A 15,618-nucleotide genomic window follows, 5' to 3' on the forward strand; every position below is an offset into this window, starting at 1 on the left:
AGCGATGGACGGCGATGAACAGCGATAAAACCAAATCCAATACTCAATCAGAGCCTCGTCAGTTTCACGTTTAAACGTCATTTCCCTAAGGAGACCCACCGCGATGGAGATCATCGGCGAACGCATCAACGGGATGTTCAAGGACATCCGTGAAGCCATCACCAATCAGGACAAGAAGCCCGTGCAGGACTGGGCCATCAAGCAGACCGAGAACGGCGCCACCTGGCTGGATGTCTGCGTCGGTCCCACGGCAGGGGATCCTGCGGCAGCCATGAGGTGGTTGGTGAACACCGTCCAGGAAGTGGTGGACACCCCCCTCTCCCTGGATTCCACCAACTACGATGTGATCGAGGAGGGCCTCAAGCTCTGCAAGCGCCCCGCCCTCATTAACTCCTGCCACGCTGACCGCTATAAGATCGAGCGCGTCTTCCCCATGGCTGTGAAGTACAACGCCAAGGTGATCGCCCTGGCCATGAGCGAGGAGTCCGGCATCCCCAAGACCGCCGACGCCCGCGTTGCCCTGGCCATGGAACTGGTGGCCGCCGCCGACGAATTCGGCCTTCCCCTCCAGGACCTCTACCTCGATCCCCTGATCCTGCCGGTCAATGTGGCCCAGGACCACGCCATCGAGGCCATGGAGACCCTCCGCCAAGTCAAGATGCTGTCCGATCCCCCCCCCAAGACCACCGTGGGCCTCTCCAACGTCAGCCAGCGCTGCAACAACCGCAAGCTCCTCAACCGCACCATGATCGCCATGCTGATGGCCTCGGGTCTGGACTCCGCCATCGCCGACGCCAACGACGACGACCTGATGGAAACCGCCGCCGCCGCCCGCATCATCATGAACAAGGAGATCTACTGCGACTCCTTCGTGGAGCTCTACAAGACGAACCACTACAAGTAGGTTTCAAGTCCTCGCGCAGAAAAGGCCCAGCCGGAACCCATCCGGCGGGCCTTTCCCGATTTCTTTTGTCGGAAGACAGCGTGGGATACTTCGCCCAGAGCGAAAGCGCACAGGGTCCTTGAAATAGGCATCGTGCACGGTAGAGAATGGCTCTATGCCTTGGGACTGGTTTTCCGTCTACGCCCCAATATATGATCCGTTCTTAAAGATCACCAGAATCGCCCCATCCGAGGCCCTGCTGGCACTAGCAGACCTTCGAACGCACGAGAGAATTCTTGACGTCGGCGGCGGCACGGGCCGCATCGCTGCGGCCGCCGTCGGCACCGTGGGCGAAATCGTCATCCTTGACCCCTGCCGGGCCATGCTGGAGCGCGGCCCCCGCCACCCCACGATCCACCGGGTCCGTGGGGGCGCCCGACAGATACCCTTCGGCGAAGCGACCTTTGATGCCATCCTCTGCGTGGATGCCCTCCACCACATCAAGGAGGCCCAGAGTGCCGTTGCGGAGATGCACCGTGTCCTCAAGCCAGGCGGGAGGGTCATCGTCCAGGAGTTTGATGTGCGTGGATGGCGCGGGAAGCTCGCCGCCATATTCGAGCATCTATTCATCGACCACTCCAGATTCATTGCCCCCGAAACCCTCCAGGATCTCTTTGGAAGCACAGGGATTCCTGGAACGAGCCGACGGCACTCTTGGCTGGAATACACTTTCCTCGGCAGAAAGGCGGAGCCATGAAACGCCTGCTCATGGCTTGGCGCGTCACAGAGCGCTTCCTGGGAGGCCACCGAGCAGGCCTCGACGAGATCGCCAGCGACTATGATGCAGCGGCAGCAACCTACGACAGGACCTGGCGGGCCTTCATGACCCCAGTGAACCAGACCGTCCTGGCCCACCTGAAGCCCCCCCCGGGGGGGCGGGTCCTGGACCTGGGCTGTGGAACGGGACTCGTGATGGACCACCTCTCCGACCGGAGATTTGATGGAATCATTCTCGGGATCGACGCCTCCCCAGGCATGCTGGCCAGGATCCAGGCGAGAGAGGGCGATACCCTGATGCTGGGGGATGCCCACAAGCTCGTGGAGGGCCTTGGGGATTCCTCCCTGGATGCCGTCACAGCCCTGTGGTCCTGGGAATACATGGATCGGACCAAGCTGCTCCCGAAGCTCAAGCGGGTCCTGCGGCCCGGCGGGCAGCTCATCCTTCTGGCCAATCGACGGTCCACGGTCCCCGAGCTGGAGAGGGCGTTCCTGGAGCTGATGGCCAGACGGCCCAGGGATATCCGGAAGGTCTTCCACCTCGGCCTGCGGATGCCCGAAAGCTCCCGACAGATGGCCAGGGAGCTGGCCCAGTGCGGTTTCAGGGTCGACCACGCCGGAGACGGAGAGCGGATCTGCACCCATGATGGCCCCAAAGAAGCCATTGATTGGGGGTTCAAGACCGGCGCCCTGGCTGGCACTCGCTGCATCCTCGGCATCCCCGACCTGGAGGAGCGCCTGGCCGAAGTCATGGACCGCCCAGAAGGCTCCTCATGCACCACGACCCACCGATTCTCATGGGTAGCCGGGGCCCTTCCATGCTGAGGGACGCCCTCCACTTGGTTGGACTCCTCGGCAGCCCGAGCAGCCACCGCCTCCTGCTCCAGGTCCACCGGGAGTTCAGACAGGACCCCCACTACCGTTTCCGGCACCTGCTCCGAGCCATGATCCATGTGGGACTCCACGAGCGGATCGTACAGACAAGGGTGGGATACCTCGTCTCCTCCTTCCTGCCCCCCATCCCTTCCAGAGCATTCGAGCAGCTTCTCCGGGCCACTCCAGGGGAGAGCACCCGCTACGAGGAGCACATCCGAGCCCAGCGCACGGCCCCGATCTCCCTCTTCATGGCCGTCACCGGACGCTGCGCATACCGATGCTGGCACTGCAGCGCGGCCAACCAGGCTGGATCACCGGAGCCCAGCCGGGAGCAGCTCCTGGCCGTCATCGCCCAGCTCCAGGACATGGGGACCTCCATCCTCGGGCTCACCGGCGGCGAGCCCCTCCTGCGGGAAGACCTGGAGGATCTCATCGCCGCCATCGACGATCGTTCCGTCAGCATCCTCTACAGCAGCGGTTCGGGATTGACCCGGGCGCGGGCGCGCGATCTGGCCGGGGCCGGACTCTTCGCGGCGGGGATCAGCCTTGACCGGACCGATCCGGCCACCTTTGACCGGATGCGGGGACACACTGGAGCCTGGGAAGCCTCGGTGACCGCCATCGACCATCTGCGAAGCACCGGCAGGATCCACGTCATGGTGCAGTGCGTGGTGGACCAAGAATGCCTTGCCCGGGGGGAGCACGAAGCCCTCGCCCGCCTGGCCAAGAGGATCGGCGCCCACGAGATCCGTTTCCTGGAGGCGATGCCCGCAGGACGGCTCTCCACCTGCCAGCCTGGAGCCTTCCTCTCCCCCAGGGACCGGGAGCTGCTCCTCAGATTCCAGAGGAGGGCCAACTGGTCATCGGAATACCCCAAGGTCACCGTGTTCGCCCACACTGAAAGCCCTGAGATGTTCGGCTGCGGGGCTGGAACCCAGCATTCGTATCTGGACGCCATGGGCAACCTCAGCCCCTGTGACTTCGTTCCCCTCGGGTTCGGGAACGCCTTTGAGGAGCCCATCGCCGAAATCTGGAAGCAGATGAACCAAGCCGTCGGCATCCCCCGCTCCCGCTGCCTCGCATTCGAACTCCAGCCCCTCCTGGAAGGGAGTTCCCCGGAGCGCCCCCTGCCACCAGATACCTCCCAGGAGCTCTGCGGAAAATGCAGGAAAGAAGCCCAGCTCCCCCGCTTCTACCGCATCCTTGCGGGGCAACCCTGACCCGAATCCAATGGAGCCTCGATGCCCCGCCCTTCCTCAGACACCCACCCCCTCCTCTCGGCCATCAACGCCCTGGTCACCGGCGCCATCGCCGCCTTCATCTACGTGAGGATCGCCGCCCATTCCAACGAGCTGTGGAGCGGCGTGCACTTCCACCCGCTGAATTATGCCGCCATGTTCTTCGTCTGCGGCGCCAACACCCTTGCATTCTTCAGCTGGCTCAAGGCATGGAGGCCTGTCCGGAAGTGGAAAGGTCTCCTGGCCGGTCTGCTGGTAGCCGTCGCCGGTTCCTTCCTCTGCTCCCTGGTGATGGGGCTGGGCACCGGAAGGGTGTCCGATCTCCTCGGTGCGACACTATTCTTCATCCCTCTCAGCGCCCTGGTCGGAGCCGTTGCAGGCTTCCTCCTGGCCCATCTGGTGGCTGGGGAGGCATGAGGCAGGAGAAGCCCAGCCTCCTTCTCCTGCCCGGATGGAACACCCCGGCTCGCTACCTTGAAGGGACGCTTCCGCCCTGGTTCCTCCAGCACTGGACCTGCCGCATCCACGAATGGCCTGGCCTCGGCGCCCGGAGCGCCTGGGCCCCACCCGGAGACATGGAGGAACTGGTCGGAGAGGTGCGCTCAGCCCTCGCCCAGGGACCCTTCGCCGGGGTGGTCGGCTTCTGCCTGGGGGGCGTCGTGGCCTGGGAACATGCCAGGAGGACTCCGACAGGACACCCCCCCCTGATCCTTGTGGAGAGCCCTTACCATTTCCCCCTGCCCCTGGTTCCGATCCTCGTTCCAGGGATCGGCCCATGGCTGTTCCGGGGGTTCACCGGAACCCGTCCCGGTCGTGCCTGCATCAAGTGGGCTCTCTTCGGCAGACAGTCGGCACTGCCCCCGGGATTCTGGGAGGCCTTCGGCCGCCCTCAGTCGGCCTCCGCAGCTCAAGCATATCTGAGGATCATCAGCCGCTATGAGAAGGGCCTCCCCCTGACCCCAGCCCAACTCGCCTGCCCCTGCCATCGCATTGTCGGAGCGGCATCCCCCCGCCTACTCGCTTGGCCCTGGGGGCGCAAGCACACCATCTTTGCTGAAGAGCACCGGATGAGGGGGGTCGGCCACTTCCCGGCTTCGGAGTGCCCCGAGGGCCTCTACCGGATGATCGATGCGATCCTCGGGCCGCCAAGAATTGAATTTCCTCGCCCACGTCCATCCATGGCTAGAATGGGGAATTGGCCCATTTCCGGGCCACCGGAAGGCCCATGTTCGAATCCCTCACCGAAAAGCTCACCAAAGCGATGAAGTCGCTCCGGGGCGAGACTCGCCTCACGGAGAAGAATATCGAGGACGCCCTGCGGGAAGTGCGCATGGCCCTCCTTGAGGCCGATGTCCACGTCCAGGTGGCCCGCACCTTCCTCCAGCGGGTCAAGGAGAAGGCCCTGGCCCAGGGCCCCGATGGCAAGGGCACCGTGGTCCTGGATGGCCTGAATCCCGCCCAGCAGTTCATCGATATCGTCTACCAGGAACTCACCGAGATCATGGGGGGCACGGCCCCCGAGCATCCCCTGGACTTCGCCAGCAAGCCCCCGACGGTGGTGATGATGGTGGGCCTCCAGGGCGCCGGCAAGACCACCACCTGCGGCAAGCTGGCCAAGTTTCTCAAGAAGCTCGGCCGCTCGCCCCTCCTGGTGCCCGCCGACATCCAGCGCCCCGCCGCCGTGGAGCAGCTCCATGTCGTGGCCCAGGATGCGGGGGTGCCCAGCTACCGCACGGACTCCAAGGATCCCGTGGCCATCTGCAAGGCCGCCGTGGAGGAGGCCCGGATCAAGGGCTGGGATACGGTCATCCTCGACACCGCTGGCCGCCTACATCTTGATGAACAATTAATGAATGAACTCGTCCGGATCCAGGAAGGCACCCAGCCCAACGAGATCCTCTTCGTGGCGGACGCCATGACGGGCCAGGACGCGGTCCGCTCCGCCACCGCCTTCCACGAGAAGCTGGGCCTCACGGGCGTCATCCTCACCAAGACCGATGGCGACACCCGTGGCGGCGCGGCCTTCAGCATCAAGCACGCCACCGGCCGCCCCATCAAGTTCGTGGGCGAGGGCGAGAAGCTGGACGACTTCCAGCGCTTCCACCCGGACCGCATGGCCCAGCGCATCCTGGGCATGGGCGATGTCCTGACCCTCATCGAGCAGGCCAAGGACAAGATCGACGAGAAGGAAGCCGAGGCCATGGCCCAGAAGCTGGTGAAGAACCAGTTCACCCTGGAGGACATGCGCAGCCAGCTTCAGCAGGTCAAGAAGATGGGTTCCATGCAGAAGCTCATCGGGATGCTCCCGGGCATGGGTCAGATGAAGGCCCAGATCGAGAGCGTGGTGACCGACAAGCGCATGACGCACCTGGAGGCCATCCTCAATTCCATGACCCCCAGGGAGCGGGCCAACCACAACCTGCTGGATGCAAAGCGCAAGCGGCGCATTGCTGCCGGCGCAGGGCGGCCGGTCCATGAGATCAACCAGCTCCTCAAGCAGTTCCTCGAAATGAAGAAGATGATGGGTCAGATGAAGGACCCCCGCTTCATGAAGCGGATGGCTGCCATGAAGAACATGCCGGGGATGCCCAAGATGCCGTTCTGATGCGATCCCGGTAGGGACCCGCGCACCCCACCACCAGCCTTTCCCCCTTCGTCCCCACCCCTCGACCCCATCGAGGCCATATTTCAACTTGGTTTTCACCCCAATCCGGGATAAACTGGCAAGCTCTAGGAGTTCAAATGCTCACAATCCGTCTCGCTCGCAACGGTGCCAAGAAGCGGCCCTTCTACCACATCGTCGTGTCTGAGCACGACCGCATTCCCACCGGCCGTGCCATCGAGATCCTCGGTTTCGTCAACCCCATCGCCACCGCCGGCGAGACGGTCCGCATCGACGCCGACAAGGCCAAGTCCTGGATCCAGAAGGGTGCCCAGCCCTCCAAGACCGTCCTGGATCTCTTCAAGAAGAACGCGATCCTCTAATTCACAACAAATTGAACGAAGGGCCGGGTCCATCCCGGCCTTTCGCGCTGCAATCGGAGGCCCTGTGAACCTCGAAGCCTTTCTCAAAGACGTGCTGAGCCCCGTTCTGGACCACCCCGAGAGCCTTCGCATCGAGGTCACGGGCACCGGCAAGAAGCGGGACGTGCTCATCGTGGCCGCCCAGAAGGACCGCGGACGCATCATCGGCAAGAGTGGCCGCATGATCTCTTCCCTGCGGACCATCTGCAAGGCTGCCGGCGACAAGAGCGGTCTCATCGTGAACGTCGAGCTCTTCGACGAAGACGAAAAGAAGGCGGAGGCCTGATGCTGCTCCTGGGTCAACTGGCCAAGATCCAAGGCCTGAAGGGCGAGTTTCTCTTCCACGCCATCATGGATGACCCGGATAGGCTTCCGGACATCCAGGGGCTGGTTCTGGCCCCCCCGGAGCTGGACCTCCAGCACGCCGAGCCCGTGGCCCCGGCCCGTCAGGTCAAGCTGCGCGGCTTCCGCTGGCACCAGGAGCGTCCCTGCGTGGCCCTCCAGGATGTCCCGGACCGCACCACCGCCGAAGCACTCAAGGGCTGGGCCCTATGGATGCCCGAAGACCAAGCCTCCCTGGAGGATGGCGAGACTTTCCGCCACGACTGGATCGGATGCCAGGTTCTGGTGGGTGACCAGATCGTGGGCGAGGTGATCCGCCTGGACCCCAGCCCCACGGGCTACGACATGGTCATCATGCGTGACCTGCGGCCGGGCCGCACAGGGCAGCGGGACATCCCCTACATCAAGGCCTGGTTCCAGCTGGACCTGCCCAACCGGAAGGTCCATTTGGACCCTCCCCCGGGACTCCTGGAACTGGATCGGCTCAAGGACTGAGTCGGATACAGACCTATTCAGGCTGGCTCGGAGCCGCCTCTCCCTCAATCCCCTGGGTTTCCTGGGGGATTTCTTCTGTCGGCGCATCGTCCTTGTGAAGCTTGCGATTGCGCTTCTCTTCCTGCTTGCGCTGGCGGTCCAGGTCTTTGAGCCGCTTCTCGCGCTGGTAGTTCACACGAGCCAAGATGTTCTCCTAAAGCTAAAATGGCCCGCCACCCTGAAAGGGGGCGGGCCAAGTATTTCAAAGGACAAGCTTAGAGCTTGACGACGTTAACAGCCTGGGGGCCCTTCTGGCCCTGGGCGCTTTCAAAGCTCACGCGCTGGCCTTCGTCCAGGCTCTTGAAGCCGGAACCCTGGATGGCGGTGTGATGGACGAAGAGGTCAGCGCCCCCGCCATCGGGAGAGATGAAGCCGAAGCCCTTTTCAGCGTTGAACCACTTGACGATACCTTGAGCCATTGTAAATATCCTGATTGTCTCTTTTATGGGGGCTGGTGCAAGTCGAGACAATGGCCGGCTCAGCGTCAGAAACCCGCGAGATGCGCAGTCTCCTCTCTCCACAATGACTCCTTTCCTGGAAAAAGGGAAAAAAGTTTCTCAATAGACCACCGCCTCCGCTTTCGGATCGAAGGGGTTGGTCCTCACCGCCAGGGAGAACAGGAAGGGATAGTCGCTCTGGAGGTGGCGCACGTAGTCCAGCCACTGGGCGCAGAGCTGGGTGTAGGCGCGCCTGGCATCGTTGGCGAGGTGGGCCGCATCGCTCGAAGGGATGTCTACCAGACTGCGGCGAGCCTCCAGCTCCTCCCCCAGGTGGGTCACGGCCCAGAGGAGCTCTGCAAAGGCCTCGTGCTCCAGCAGGGCCTGATTGCCCAGCAGGCTGAGCAGGAAGCGCTTCTCCTGCACCAGATGATTCTTGAGCCCTTCCAGATCGCAGCCACTCAGATCCATGACGGCGTGGTGCCCGGCCAGAAAACGCTTGGCCCCCACATAGTCGGCGGGCTTCCAGGCATTGCTGGGCACCAGTTCCCTGTGGAGATCCCCCAGGTTCCGGTCAGCTGCGGCCAGACGCTTCAGCAGGCTGCTGCCCACCTCCGAGAAGAAGGCGCCAATGACCATATTGAGCTTTCGGAGCGTGGCCTGGCGTTCCCGGGCCCGCAACAGGCGATCAATACAGATGGTGACGATGGCCACTTGCAGGAAGAGGAAGGCCACATCCCCCAGCAGGAAACGCCACATCTCATTGTGCAACTCGTTGCCGGGGAAGATGGCCCAGCGCAGGGCGAAGAGCACAGCCGCCAGGCCCACAAGGGCGGTCGTAAGCAGGACTTCCGAACGGTATTTCATGGGACTCCAAATGAAACAGCCCGCCGCGAAAGGGGCGGGCTGATGGAACTCGGATGCCGACAATCAGCGGTACGTCACATCCACAGGCAGGCGGGCGTATATCCCGAAGGGATCATTGAGGGACTGGAGCGTGCCCAGCTGCCGCTCCAGTTGCGACTTGAGCTCAAGCACGGGTCCCCGGGCCAGGGGTTTGCCTCCACCGCCCCCGAGAAGCTTCATCAGCTTCTCCGCGGGCGACCGGGGGGATTCGGGTGCATCCACCCGGTAATCCGCCTCGATCCTGGCCTTCTTGGCAGCCCAGCGGATGGCATCCTGGAGGCCCCCCAGATCGTCCACCAGGCCGAGACGCTTGGCCTCGACACCGGACCACACCCGCCCCTGGGCAATCTCCTGGACCCGCTCCCGTTTCATGTTCCGCCCCTCGGCAACCTTGGTCAGGAACTGGTCGTAGATGTGGTCCACGAGCCCCTGGATCCGGGCGAGTTCCGCCGGAGAAGCAGGCCGGAAGAGACTGGGGAGGGCAAGCTTGGCCGTCTGCACGCCATCGAAGCTGATGCCATGGTCCGTGGCCAGCTTACGGACATTGGGCAGCATCCCGAAGACGCCGATGGATCCGGTGATGGTGGCAGGCTCGGCAAAGATGCGGTCGCCAAAAGCGCTGATCCAGTACCCGCCGGAGGCCGCCACAGTCCCCATGGAAATAACCACAGGCTTGGACTTCCTGGCCAGCACCAGCTCCCGCTGGATCACCTCGCTGGCAGTGGCGCTTCCCCCGGGGCTGTTCACCCGCAGGACGATGGCCTTGATATCGGAATCCAGGCGCAGGCGGCGGATCTCCTGGCTCAGGCGATCCCCGCCCACCTGGTTCCCCTCCCCTTCCCCATCCACGATCTCGCCCTCGGCGTAGACCACCCCGATGAGGTGTTTCCCCTTGGTCTTGTGAGGCATCTTGGCGTAGGCGGAAAGGTCGATCTGCGGGAAGTCCTGGTCATGATGCCCCTTCCCGGCGAAGGTCTTGAGCTGGTCGAGAACCTCGTCATAGGGGGCCAGCTTGTCCACCAGTCCAGCCTTCTCGGCCTCCTCGGCCGTCAACAGGGCCTTTTCGTCCGCAAGGGACTGGATGAAGGCCGCCGTCTTGCCACGGTCCTGGGCCACCGTCCCCTTCCAGTCAGCCCACACATCATCCAGCAGCTTCTGGTACTGCTCACGGTTGGCATCGCTCATCCTCTCAAGGATGAAGGGTTCCACGGCACTCTTGTACTTGCCCACCCGGGTGACCTGGACCTCGATGCCATATTTCTTGAAGGCCCCGGCCAGGAACACCATCTCGGCGCTTGGGCCGGTCATTTCCACCATCCCGAAGGGGTTGCAGTAGAGGGTCCCGACCCCGGCGCAGAGGTAGTATTCCTTCTTGCTCCAGGTCTGGTTGTAGGCGATGACGGGCTTGCCGGATTCCGCCTTGAAGCGCTGGATGGCCTCCCGCAGCTCCTTCAGGGCCGCGGGCCCCGCCCCGTAGCCCACGGACTGGATGTTGCCCGTAAGGTACAGCGCACTGATATTCCGGTCCCTGGCCGCCCGATCCAGAGCGGAGATGAGCACCGCAAGCGGCGTCCCATCCGAATCCTGGTCCCTCATGGCCTTCCGGAGGATCTCGCCGGGTCCCTCTTCCCGAGGGGCGTCCGGGATGTTGGTGGACAGGTCGAATACCAGCACAGCCCGGGAGGGAACCGCGGGCTTGCTGGAGGCCCCGACCGCCGCCAGAAGCCCAAAGAGCAGGAGCACCCCTATGCCCACGAAAAGCCCCAGGGCGACCAGGGAAGCGAACAGAGACTTGAAAAAGTCCTTCATTGAAACTCCATCTCAGAACTGGAATCCTGCCGAGATCAGCAGGTTCTTCAGCTGGGTTTCCTTCTCCTCCTGGGTGCGCGGCTTGCCCAGAAGCTGTTTCACATCCACGGCGTACTCGATCTTGATAGGGAAGCCGATCTTGAGGATCGCGCCCAGCCCTACGGAGGTCCGGAATGGATCATGGTGCTTATCGTTGAGCTTGGAGTACACCTGCCCAGAGTCCACAAAGACCTCACCCCAGAAGGTGGGACTCACGACGGGAAAGCGGTATTCCGCATTGATAAGGGCCAAGCCCTGCCCGCCAAGGGCCACCCACTGTTCCACCGTGGTGCCGCTTGAGGTGGTCATGGGCACCTTTTCCCGGGGCCCCAACCAGTCAGGCTGGACACCCCGCTGGGAAAAGGGACCGCCCCCGAAGAAGCGCTCAGAAAGGGGCAGATCCTCGGCGCTGCTGGCGGTGGGACGGGCCATGCCCACCCGCAACCCCAGCATGGCCACACCGGCCCAGGCCCGGGCCCCCACGGGCCAGGTCCACTGCTGCCGGAGATCCACCTTCACGAAGCTGCTGTTGGGGCTGGTGCCCAGGAACTGGGTCGCCAGTTCGACCCGCCCCACCGAATACTGGCCACGGGTGGGATCGAAAGGGTTGTCCCGGGTGTCCCGCACGACCTGGAAGTAGGGGGCTGAGATCACCGAGTGGCTGGGACTGCGGATGATCTTGTTCAGTACCTCGTCGGACACGCTGGGGGCATCCAGATCCGCCCTGACCTTGACCTTCACCTGCTCAAAGCGGTGACCCACCTGGAAGAGGAGGTGCTCCCCCTTGCGCCACTCCAGCCCGGTGGTGAGGCGTTCGCGCGTGATTTCATAGGCATCCCGCCGTTCGAGAATGTAGGCCCCCTCCATCCGGAGTTGGGTGCGCTTCGGCAGCCAGGCCCAGGGGGAGAACCAGGGATCCGTATACCCCAGGCTGTACATGTCCACGGAACGGGGGGAATCGCCGGTGGGAAAGACCTTGCGGAGTCCAGGGTTGTTGATGGTGCCATCGCCCGCCCGCAGGCCGAAATCGATGGTGCGCCCCATCCCCCCCACGTTGAGTCGCTGGACGCCGGTCCCGATGTGGTACCCCTGGGCCCGGTCATACCCGAAGGAGTTGGTGATGACCCAGGGGGAACGCTCCTGAACATTCAGGGCCATGTCCCCGGGCTTCCACGCAGCCCCCTCGGACTTGCCCTCCGACAGGCTGTAGAGGTCCACCCGGTCGAAGGCCCCCAGATTGGCCACCTGGGCCTGGGTGCGCACCGCCCGCTCCGGGTCCAGGGGGGCTCCCGGATCAAGGAGCGATCCCCGAAGGAAGGCGGCGGCACGGGTGTCGTCCGCCCCCTTGATCACCACCCGCCGGATCTGTTCTGTGGGCTGGGCAGGCACATCTATGCGCACCACAGCGGCCCCCTCACCCCCCTCAAGCTTCAAATGTTCCTGGGGGCGCTGCACCCCCAGGGCGACCAGGCGCTGGTGCACCAGGTAGAGGACCTGGGCCAGATCCCGCTTGACCATGGGGACAGGGCTGGAGAAGTCCAGGGCATAGGCACCGCTCTCGCCGGGAATGGCGCGCAGGGTGGCCGTGTTCTTTTCGAGGCCGGGTCGGTCGCTGCGGTAGATCCGCAAAGCCGGATCCCCAGACTTGAGCATGAAGGGACGATCCGCAAAGGAAGCCGTCAGAACCTCCGCCATGCCGGAGGCGCTTGCGGCGAGCTCTGGAGCCACCCAGAGTTCCAACCGACGAAGGGCTCTGGCATTGCCCTCCCGCACCTGGAAGACCAGGGTGGCATCCTCCCCCTTCCGCTCCATGGGAGGCCGACGAAGTGTCATGTCCGTATAGCCCCGGACGGCGTAATGGCCTTTGATCTGGTTTTCCAGCCCTCCGATCAGGTCCGGAGTCAGAAGGGGATCCCCAAAGAACAGCCAGCGCCGGGGAATCTGCAGGGAATCCAGAAGCTGGGCAGAGGGGACTTCCGCATTCCTCTCGAAACGCACCCCCTGAAGACGGTACCGAGGACCACTCTGTATCCGGTAGGTGACCCGCACCTCCTCAGGGACAGGCCTGATGATCTCCCGCACGGAAGACACCTGGGCATCCAGGTATCCCCGGGACCTCAGGAGCCGCAGGATCCGACGTTCTCCCTCCCCCAGGAGCTCAGGACTGTAGGATTCAGCCCGCGCGAGAGGCAGCAGTTCCTTGGGACGACTCCACCCCAGGCCGGACCCCTGGATCCGTAGACGCACCACAGGGCCGGGCTCCACCTGGACCACCAGCGTCCCAGTCGCAGCATCAAAGGCCAGTTCCGCCTTCCATTCGTAGCGCCGATCCTTCAGGAAGCGCTCCCGCAGCTGCACCCTGGCCACCCGGGCGGCCTCGGCATGCCAGAGGCTGACCCCGGTCTTGAGGCCGATGATCTTCCGGAGTTTCTCCACGGAATAGGGTCCGGGGCGCCCAGTGATCTGAATGTGCCTGACCAGGGTGGCGCTCCCGCAGTCGACCCGGATCAGAAGCGCCCTTCCCCCCTGGCGGGGTTCAACACTGACCTTGGCCTCCGGGTAGCCCGAACCTCGCAGCTGGGTCTCGGCCCGGCTGCGCCATTGTTCCCGACGGGCATCCCCCACCCGGATGCCCTTACGCAACTCGGAGAACAGGGACTTCCTCAGATCCGCCGGGCAGTCCCCAGCCCACTCCCATCCTTCCAAGGATGGCCATGGTTCCAGGGTGATAAGGCAGCCCGCCTGCCCTCCCTCGGCCTGAAGAGCCCCGGACACTTGGCGGAAGCGGTCTGTGGCCCGAATGGCCGCCAGGGCGAGCTCGAGATCCTCCGGAGGAAGCGGCCTCCCGGTGGGGAGTCCCGCTGCCACCCGGGCAAAGGCCTGGTCATCGCCCTCGCCCCCAGAAAAGTGGACCCAGGCCAGGGGAGCAGCGTTGACGGTCGCAGGCTCTGCCCCTATCAACAGGGAAGGGGCCAGAGCGCCCAGAGAGATGAGAGATCCGCGAAGTAGCCCCATGAAATCGTGTTCAGAACCCGGCGACGGCTTCGGCCTCGGTTTCCGCGACGGCGAAAACCGAGTGGAGACCGGTGAGGGTGATCAAGCCCAGGGTGCGAGAGTTCATGCCGCAGATCTTGAGCTCACCGCCAGCCTTCTTGATGGAGGTGTAGCAGCCCACCAGCTCCCCCACCCCAGAGGAGTCCAGGTAGCTGACCTTCTCGAAATTGAGCACGATCCGTCGGGTCCCATTGTCCAGGGCTGCGCGGACAGCCTCACTCAGCTCCTGATCCCCTTCCCCCAGAGTGATCTTCCCCTCGAGGCAGAGGATCCGGACATCCCCCTGAGTGCGTTGAATGATGTTCATGTCACGTCCTCGCGCAGCTTGTCCGGCAGTGTACCAAGTCCCATCGGCACGGGTCTGGGAAAAACGCAGGTCAGTCCACAGATGGACAGCCAAGAGCCCGGCACGAACCCTGCAACCAGCCATTCGCATCCGCCGATTCCCGGCGATTTCTGCAGGGTTCCATGTTCGACCTCATTTCCTCCAATCCCATGATCCAGACGATGGACCGCAGCATGACGCTGGCCTCCCGGCGCATGGGGCTCATCGCTTCCAACATGGCCAACCTGGACACCCCCGGCTACCACACCCAGGACTTCTCCTTCCAGGAAGCCCTGAAGGAGGAAGTCAGCGCTATCTCTGGGAACACTTTGCCCATCCAGCGGACCCACGCCAACCACATGTCCGTCCAGTCCTCGGGCTTCCTGCCCCGGACCACCGATCCCATCAGCCCCAGCTACGAACGCAACGACGGCAATGATGTGAGCCTGGATCGGGAATCCATGCTCCTCAACAAGACCCAGGCCGCCTACACCCTCAGTTCCAACTTCGCTCAGTCCGAACTCCGACGCATCCTCAAGGCCATCACCGAGGGAGCCAAGTAATGAGCTTCAACCAGATCTACGACATCGCCGCGTCGGGCATGAGCGCCCAGCGACTCCGGGTCCAGCTCATCGCCGCCAACGTGGCGAACTCCGAGACCACCCGGACCGCAGGTGGCGGCCCCTACCGGAAGAAGGAAGTCACCTTCCAGGTCCAGCCCATGGGCCAGACCTCCGATGGCATGCCCCTCACCGGCGTGGGCGTGGGTCAGGTCCTGAACTCCCGGGATCCCTTCGTGGCCAAGTACGACCCCAACCACCCCGATGCGGACGCCGAAGGGATCGTGCAGTATCCCAACGTGAATCCCGTGGAAGAGATGGTGAACCTCACCGAGGCCAGCCGCTCCTACGAGGCCAACGTGGCCGTGATCCGCGCCGTCCGGACCATGGCCCTCTCCACCGTGGACCTCCTCCGGGTGACGTGACGGAATTCTGACTGGCGTCCGCCCCATCCCTGCCCCATCCTGAATTGAGCCCTTGCGAGCCGCCCCCATGGATCCCCTGAACCTCAACCAGCTCCCCTCGATCAAGCCCCTCACCGAGGCCGGCACGGCCGCAGGACAAGGGACTTCGAGCAGCGACGGTGCGAATTTCGGCGACATTCTGAAGCAGGCGCTTCAGGAAGTGAACGCCGTCCAGAGCACCGCCGAACAAGAGGCACGGAACTTGATGACAGGGGAGACAACTGACATGCATACGGCGATTCTGGCGGTCCAGAAAGCTGATGTCAGTTTTCAGATGATGATGGCCGTTCGGTCCAAACTGATCGACGCTTACCGGGAAGTCATGCGAACGCAGATGTGACCTAGGCGCC

The 15,618-nt window shown here is 63.7% G+C and carries 19 protein-coding genes; 13 read left to right on the forward strand and 6 right to left on the reverse strand.

The features are described from left to right. Nucleotides 1-103: 103 nt before the first annotated feature. The 10 genes from HOLFODRAFT_RS0205895 (at nt 104) to HOLFODRAFT_RS0205940 (ending at nt 7,635) form a co-directional block, all read left to right on the forward strand. Nucleotides 104-904, forward strand: coding sequence for a methyltetrahydrofolate cobalamin methyltransferase (locus tag HOLFODRAFT_RS0205895; protein ID WP_005036679.1), 801 nt, complete (start codon nt 104-106; stop codon nt 902-904). Between the two features lie 154 nt (nt 905-1,058). Next, nucleotides 1,059-1,640, forward strand: a complete 582-nt coding sequence (locus tag HOLFODRAFT_RS25760) for a class I SAM-dependent methyltransferase (protein ID WP_005036678.1) — start codon at nt 1,059-1,061, stop codon at nt 1,638-1,640. Then, on the forward strand, nt 1,637-2,485 hold the full coding sequence (locus HOLFODRAFT_RS0205905; protein ID WP_005036677.1) for a class I SAM-dependent methyltransferase: 849 nt from the start codon (nt 1,637-1,639) through the stop codon (nt 2,483-2,485). The genes HOLFODRAFT_RS25760 and HOLFODRAFT_RS0205905 overlap by 4 nt, the downstream gene beginning before the upstream one ends. After that, nucleotides 2,434-3,756, forward strand: coding sequence for a radical SAM/SPASM domain-containing protein (locus HOLFODRAFT_RS19700; RefSeq protein WP_005036676.1), 1,323 nt, complete (start codon nt 2,434-2,436; stop codon nt 3,754-3,756). The genes HOLFODRAFT_RS0205905 and HOLFODRAFT_RS19700 overlap by 52 nt, the downstream gene beginning before the upstream one ends. Nucleotides 3,757-3,777: 21 nt before the next feature. Further along, nucleotides 3,778-4,191, forward strand: a complete 414-nt coding sequence (locus tag HOLFODRAFT_RS0205915; RefSeq protein ID WP_005036674.1) for a hypothetical protein — start codon at nt 3,778-3,780, stop codon at nt 4,189-4,191. Next, complete coding sequence (locus tag HOLFODRAFT_RS0205920) at nt 4,188-5,039, forward strand: alpha/beta fold hydrolase (RefSeq protein ID WP_026939082.1); 852 nt, start codon at nt 4,188-4,190, stop codon at nt 5,037-5,039. The genes HOLFODRAFT_RS0205915 and HOLFODRAFT_RS0205920 overlap by 4 nt, the downstream gene beginning before the upstream one ends. Beyond that, the gene (ffh, locus tag HOLFODRAFT_RS0205925; protein ID WP_005036673.1) at nt 5,000-6,379 is read left to right on the forward strand and encodes a signal recognition particle protein; all 1,380 of its coding nucleotides are present in this window, start codon (nt 5,000-5,002) and stop codon (nt 6,377-6,379) included. The genes HOLFODRAFT_RS0205920 and ffh overlap by 40 nt, the downstream gene beginning before the upstream one ends. A gap of 137 nt (nt 6,380-6,516) precedes the next feature. Further along, the gene (gene rpsP, locus HOLFODRAFT_RS0205930; RefSeq protein ID WP_005036672.1) at nt 6,517-6,759 is read left to right on the forward strand and encodes a 30S ribosomal protein S16; all 243 of its coding nucleotides are present in this window, start codon (nt 6,517-6,519) and stop codon (nt 6,757-6,759) included. A gap of 64 nt (nt 6,760-6,823) precedes the next feature. After that, nucleotides 6,824-7,084, forward strand: a complete 261-nt coding sequence (locus tag HOLFODRAFT_RS0205935; RefSeq protein WP_005036670.1) for a KH domain-containing protein — start codon at nt 6,824-6,826, stop codon at nt 7,082-7,084. After that, nucleotides 7,084-7,635: a ribosome maturation factor RimM gene (locus HOLFODRAFT_RS0205940; protein ID WP_005036669.1), complete on the forward strand. Its 552-nt coding sequence runs from the start codon at nt 7,084-7,086 to the stop codon at nt 7,633-7,635. The genes HOLFODRAFT_RS0205935 and HOLFODRAFT_RS0205940 overlap by 1 nt, the downstream gene beginning before the upstream one ends. 13 nt (nt 7,636-7,648) lie before the next feature. Here HOLFODRAFT_RS0205940 and HOLFODRAFT_RS24780 read toward each other — a convergent pair whose 3' ends face one another. From HOLFODRAFT_RS24780 to HOLFODRAFT_RS0205970, 6 genes are all read right to left on the reverse strand, one after another. Continuing rightward, on the reverse strand, nt 7,649-7,819 hold the full coding sequence (locus HOLFODRAFT_RS24780; RefSeq protein WP_005036667.1) for a hypothetical protein: 171 nt from the start codon (nt 7,817-7,819) through the stop codon (nt 7,649-7,651). A gap of 70 nt (nt 7,820-7,889) precedes the next feature. Then, nucleotides 7,890-8,093, reverse strand: coding sequence for a cold-shock protein (locus HOLFODRAFT_RS0205950; RefSeq protein ID WP_005036666.1), 204 nt, complete (start codon nt 8,091-8,093; stop codon nt 7,890-7,892). Between the two features lie 138 nt (nt 8,094-8,231). Next, entirely contained in the window at nt 8,232-8,978 is a 747-nt protein-coding gene (locus tag HOLFODRAFT_RS0205955; RefSeq protein WP_005036665.1) for a hypothetical protein, read from the reverse strand. A 63-nt stretch (nt 8,979-9,041) separates the two neighbouring features. Then, the gene (gene sppA, locus HOLFODRAFT_RS0205960; RefSeq protein WP_005036664.1) at nt 9,042-10,826 is read right to left on the reverse strand and encodes a signal peptide peptidase SppA; all 1,785 of its coding nucleotides are present in this window, start codon (nt 10,824-10,826) and stop codon (nt 9,042-9,044) included. Nucleotides 10,827-10,838: 12 nt separating this feature from the next. Continuing rightward, the gene (locus tag HOLFODRAFT_RS0205965) at nt 10,839-13,880 is read right to left on the reverse strand and encodes a BamA/TamA family outer membrane protein (protein WP_005036663.1); all 3,042 of its coding nucleotides are present in this window, start codon (nt 13,878-13,880) and stop codon (nt 10,839-10,841) included. 10 nt (nt 13,881-13,890) lie between these two features. Further along, nucleotides 13,891-14,226 carry an STAS domain-containing protein gene (locus tag HOLFODRAFT_RS0205970; protein ID WP_005036662.1) on the reverse strand — a complete coding sequence of 112 codons (336 nt, stop codon included), beginning with the start codon at nt 14,224-14,226 and terminating at the stop codon, nt 13,891-13,893. A 161-nt stretch (nt 14,227-14,387) separates the two neighbouring features. Between HOLFODRAFT_RS0205970 and flgB the strand changes: the two genes are divergently transcribed. From flgB to fliE, 3 genes are all read left to right on the forward strand, one after another. Further along, nucleotides 14,388-14,807 (forward strand): flagellar basal body rod protein FlgB, encoded by a 420-nt coding sequence (gene flgB, locus HOLFODRAFT_RS22730; RefSeq protein ID WP_005036661.1) that lies wholly within the window; start codon nt 14,388-14,390, stop codon nt 14,805-14,807. Next, nucleotides 14,807-15,229 carry a flagellar basal body rod protein FlgC gene (flgC, locus tag HOLFODRAFT_RS0205980; protein ID WP_005036659.1) on the forward strand — a complete coding sequence of 141 codons (423 nt, stop codon included), beginning with the start codon at nt 14,807-14,809 and terminating at the stop codon, nt 15,227-15,229. Before flgB ends, flgC begins: the two co-directional genes overlap by 1 nt. A gap of 67 nt (nt 15,230-15,296) precedes the next feature. Beyond that, complete coding sequence (fliE, locus tag HOLFODRAFT_RS0205985; RefSeq protein WP_005036658.1) at nt 15,297-15,608, forward strand: flagellar hook-basal body complex protein FliE; 312 nt, start codon at nt 15,297-15,299, stop codon at nt 15,606-15,608. The last annotated feature ends 10 nt before the right edge of the window (nt 15,609-15,618 follow it).

This window comes from Holophaga foetida DSM 6591, assembly GCF_000242615.2.
GTDB lineage: Bacteria > Acidobacteriota > Holophagae > Holophagales > Holophagaceae > Holophaga > Holophaga foetida.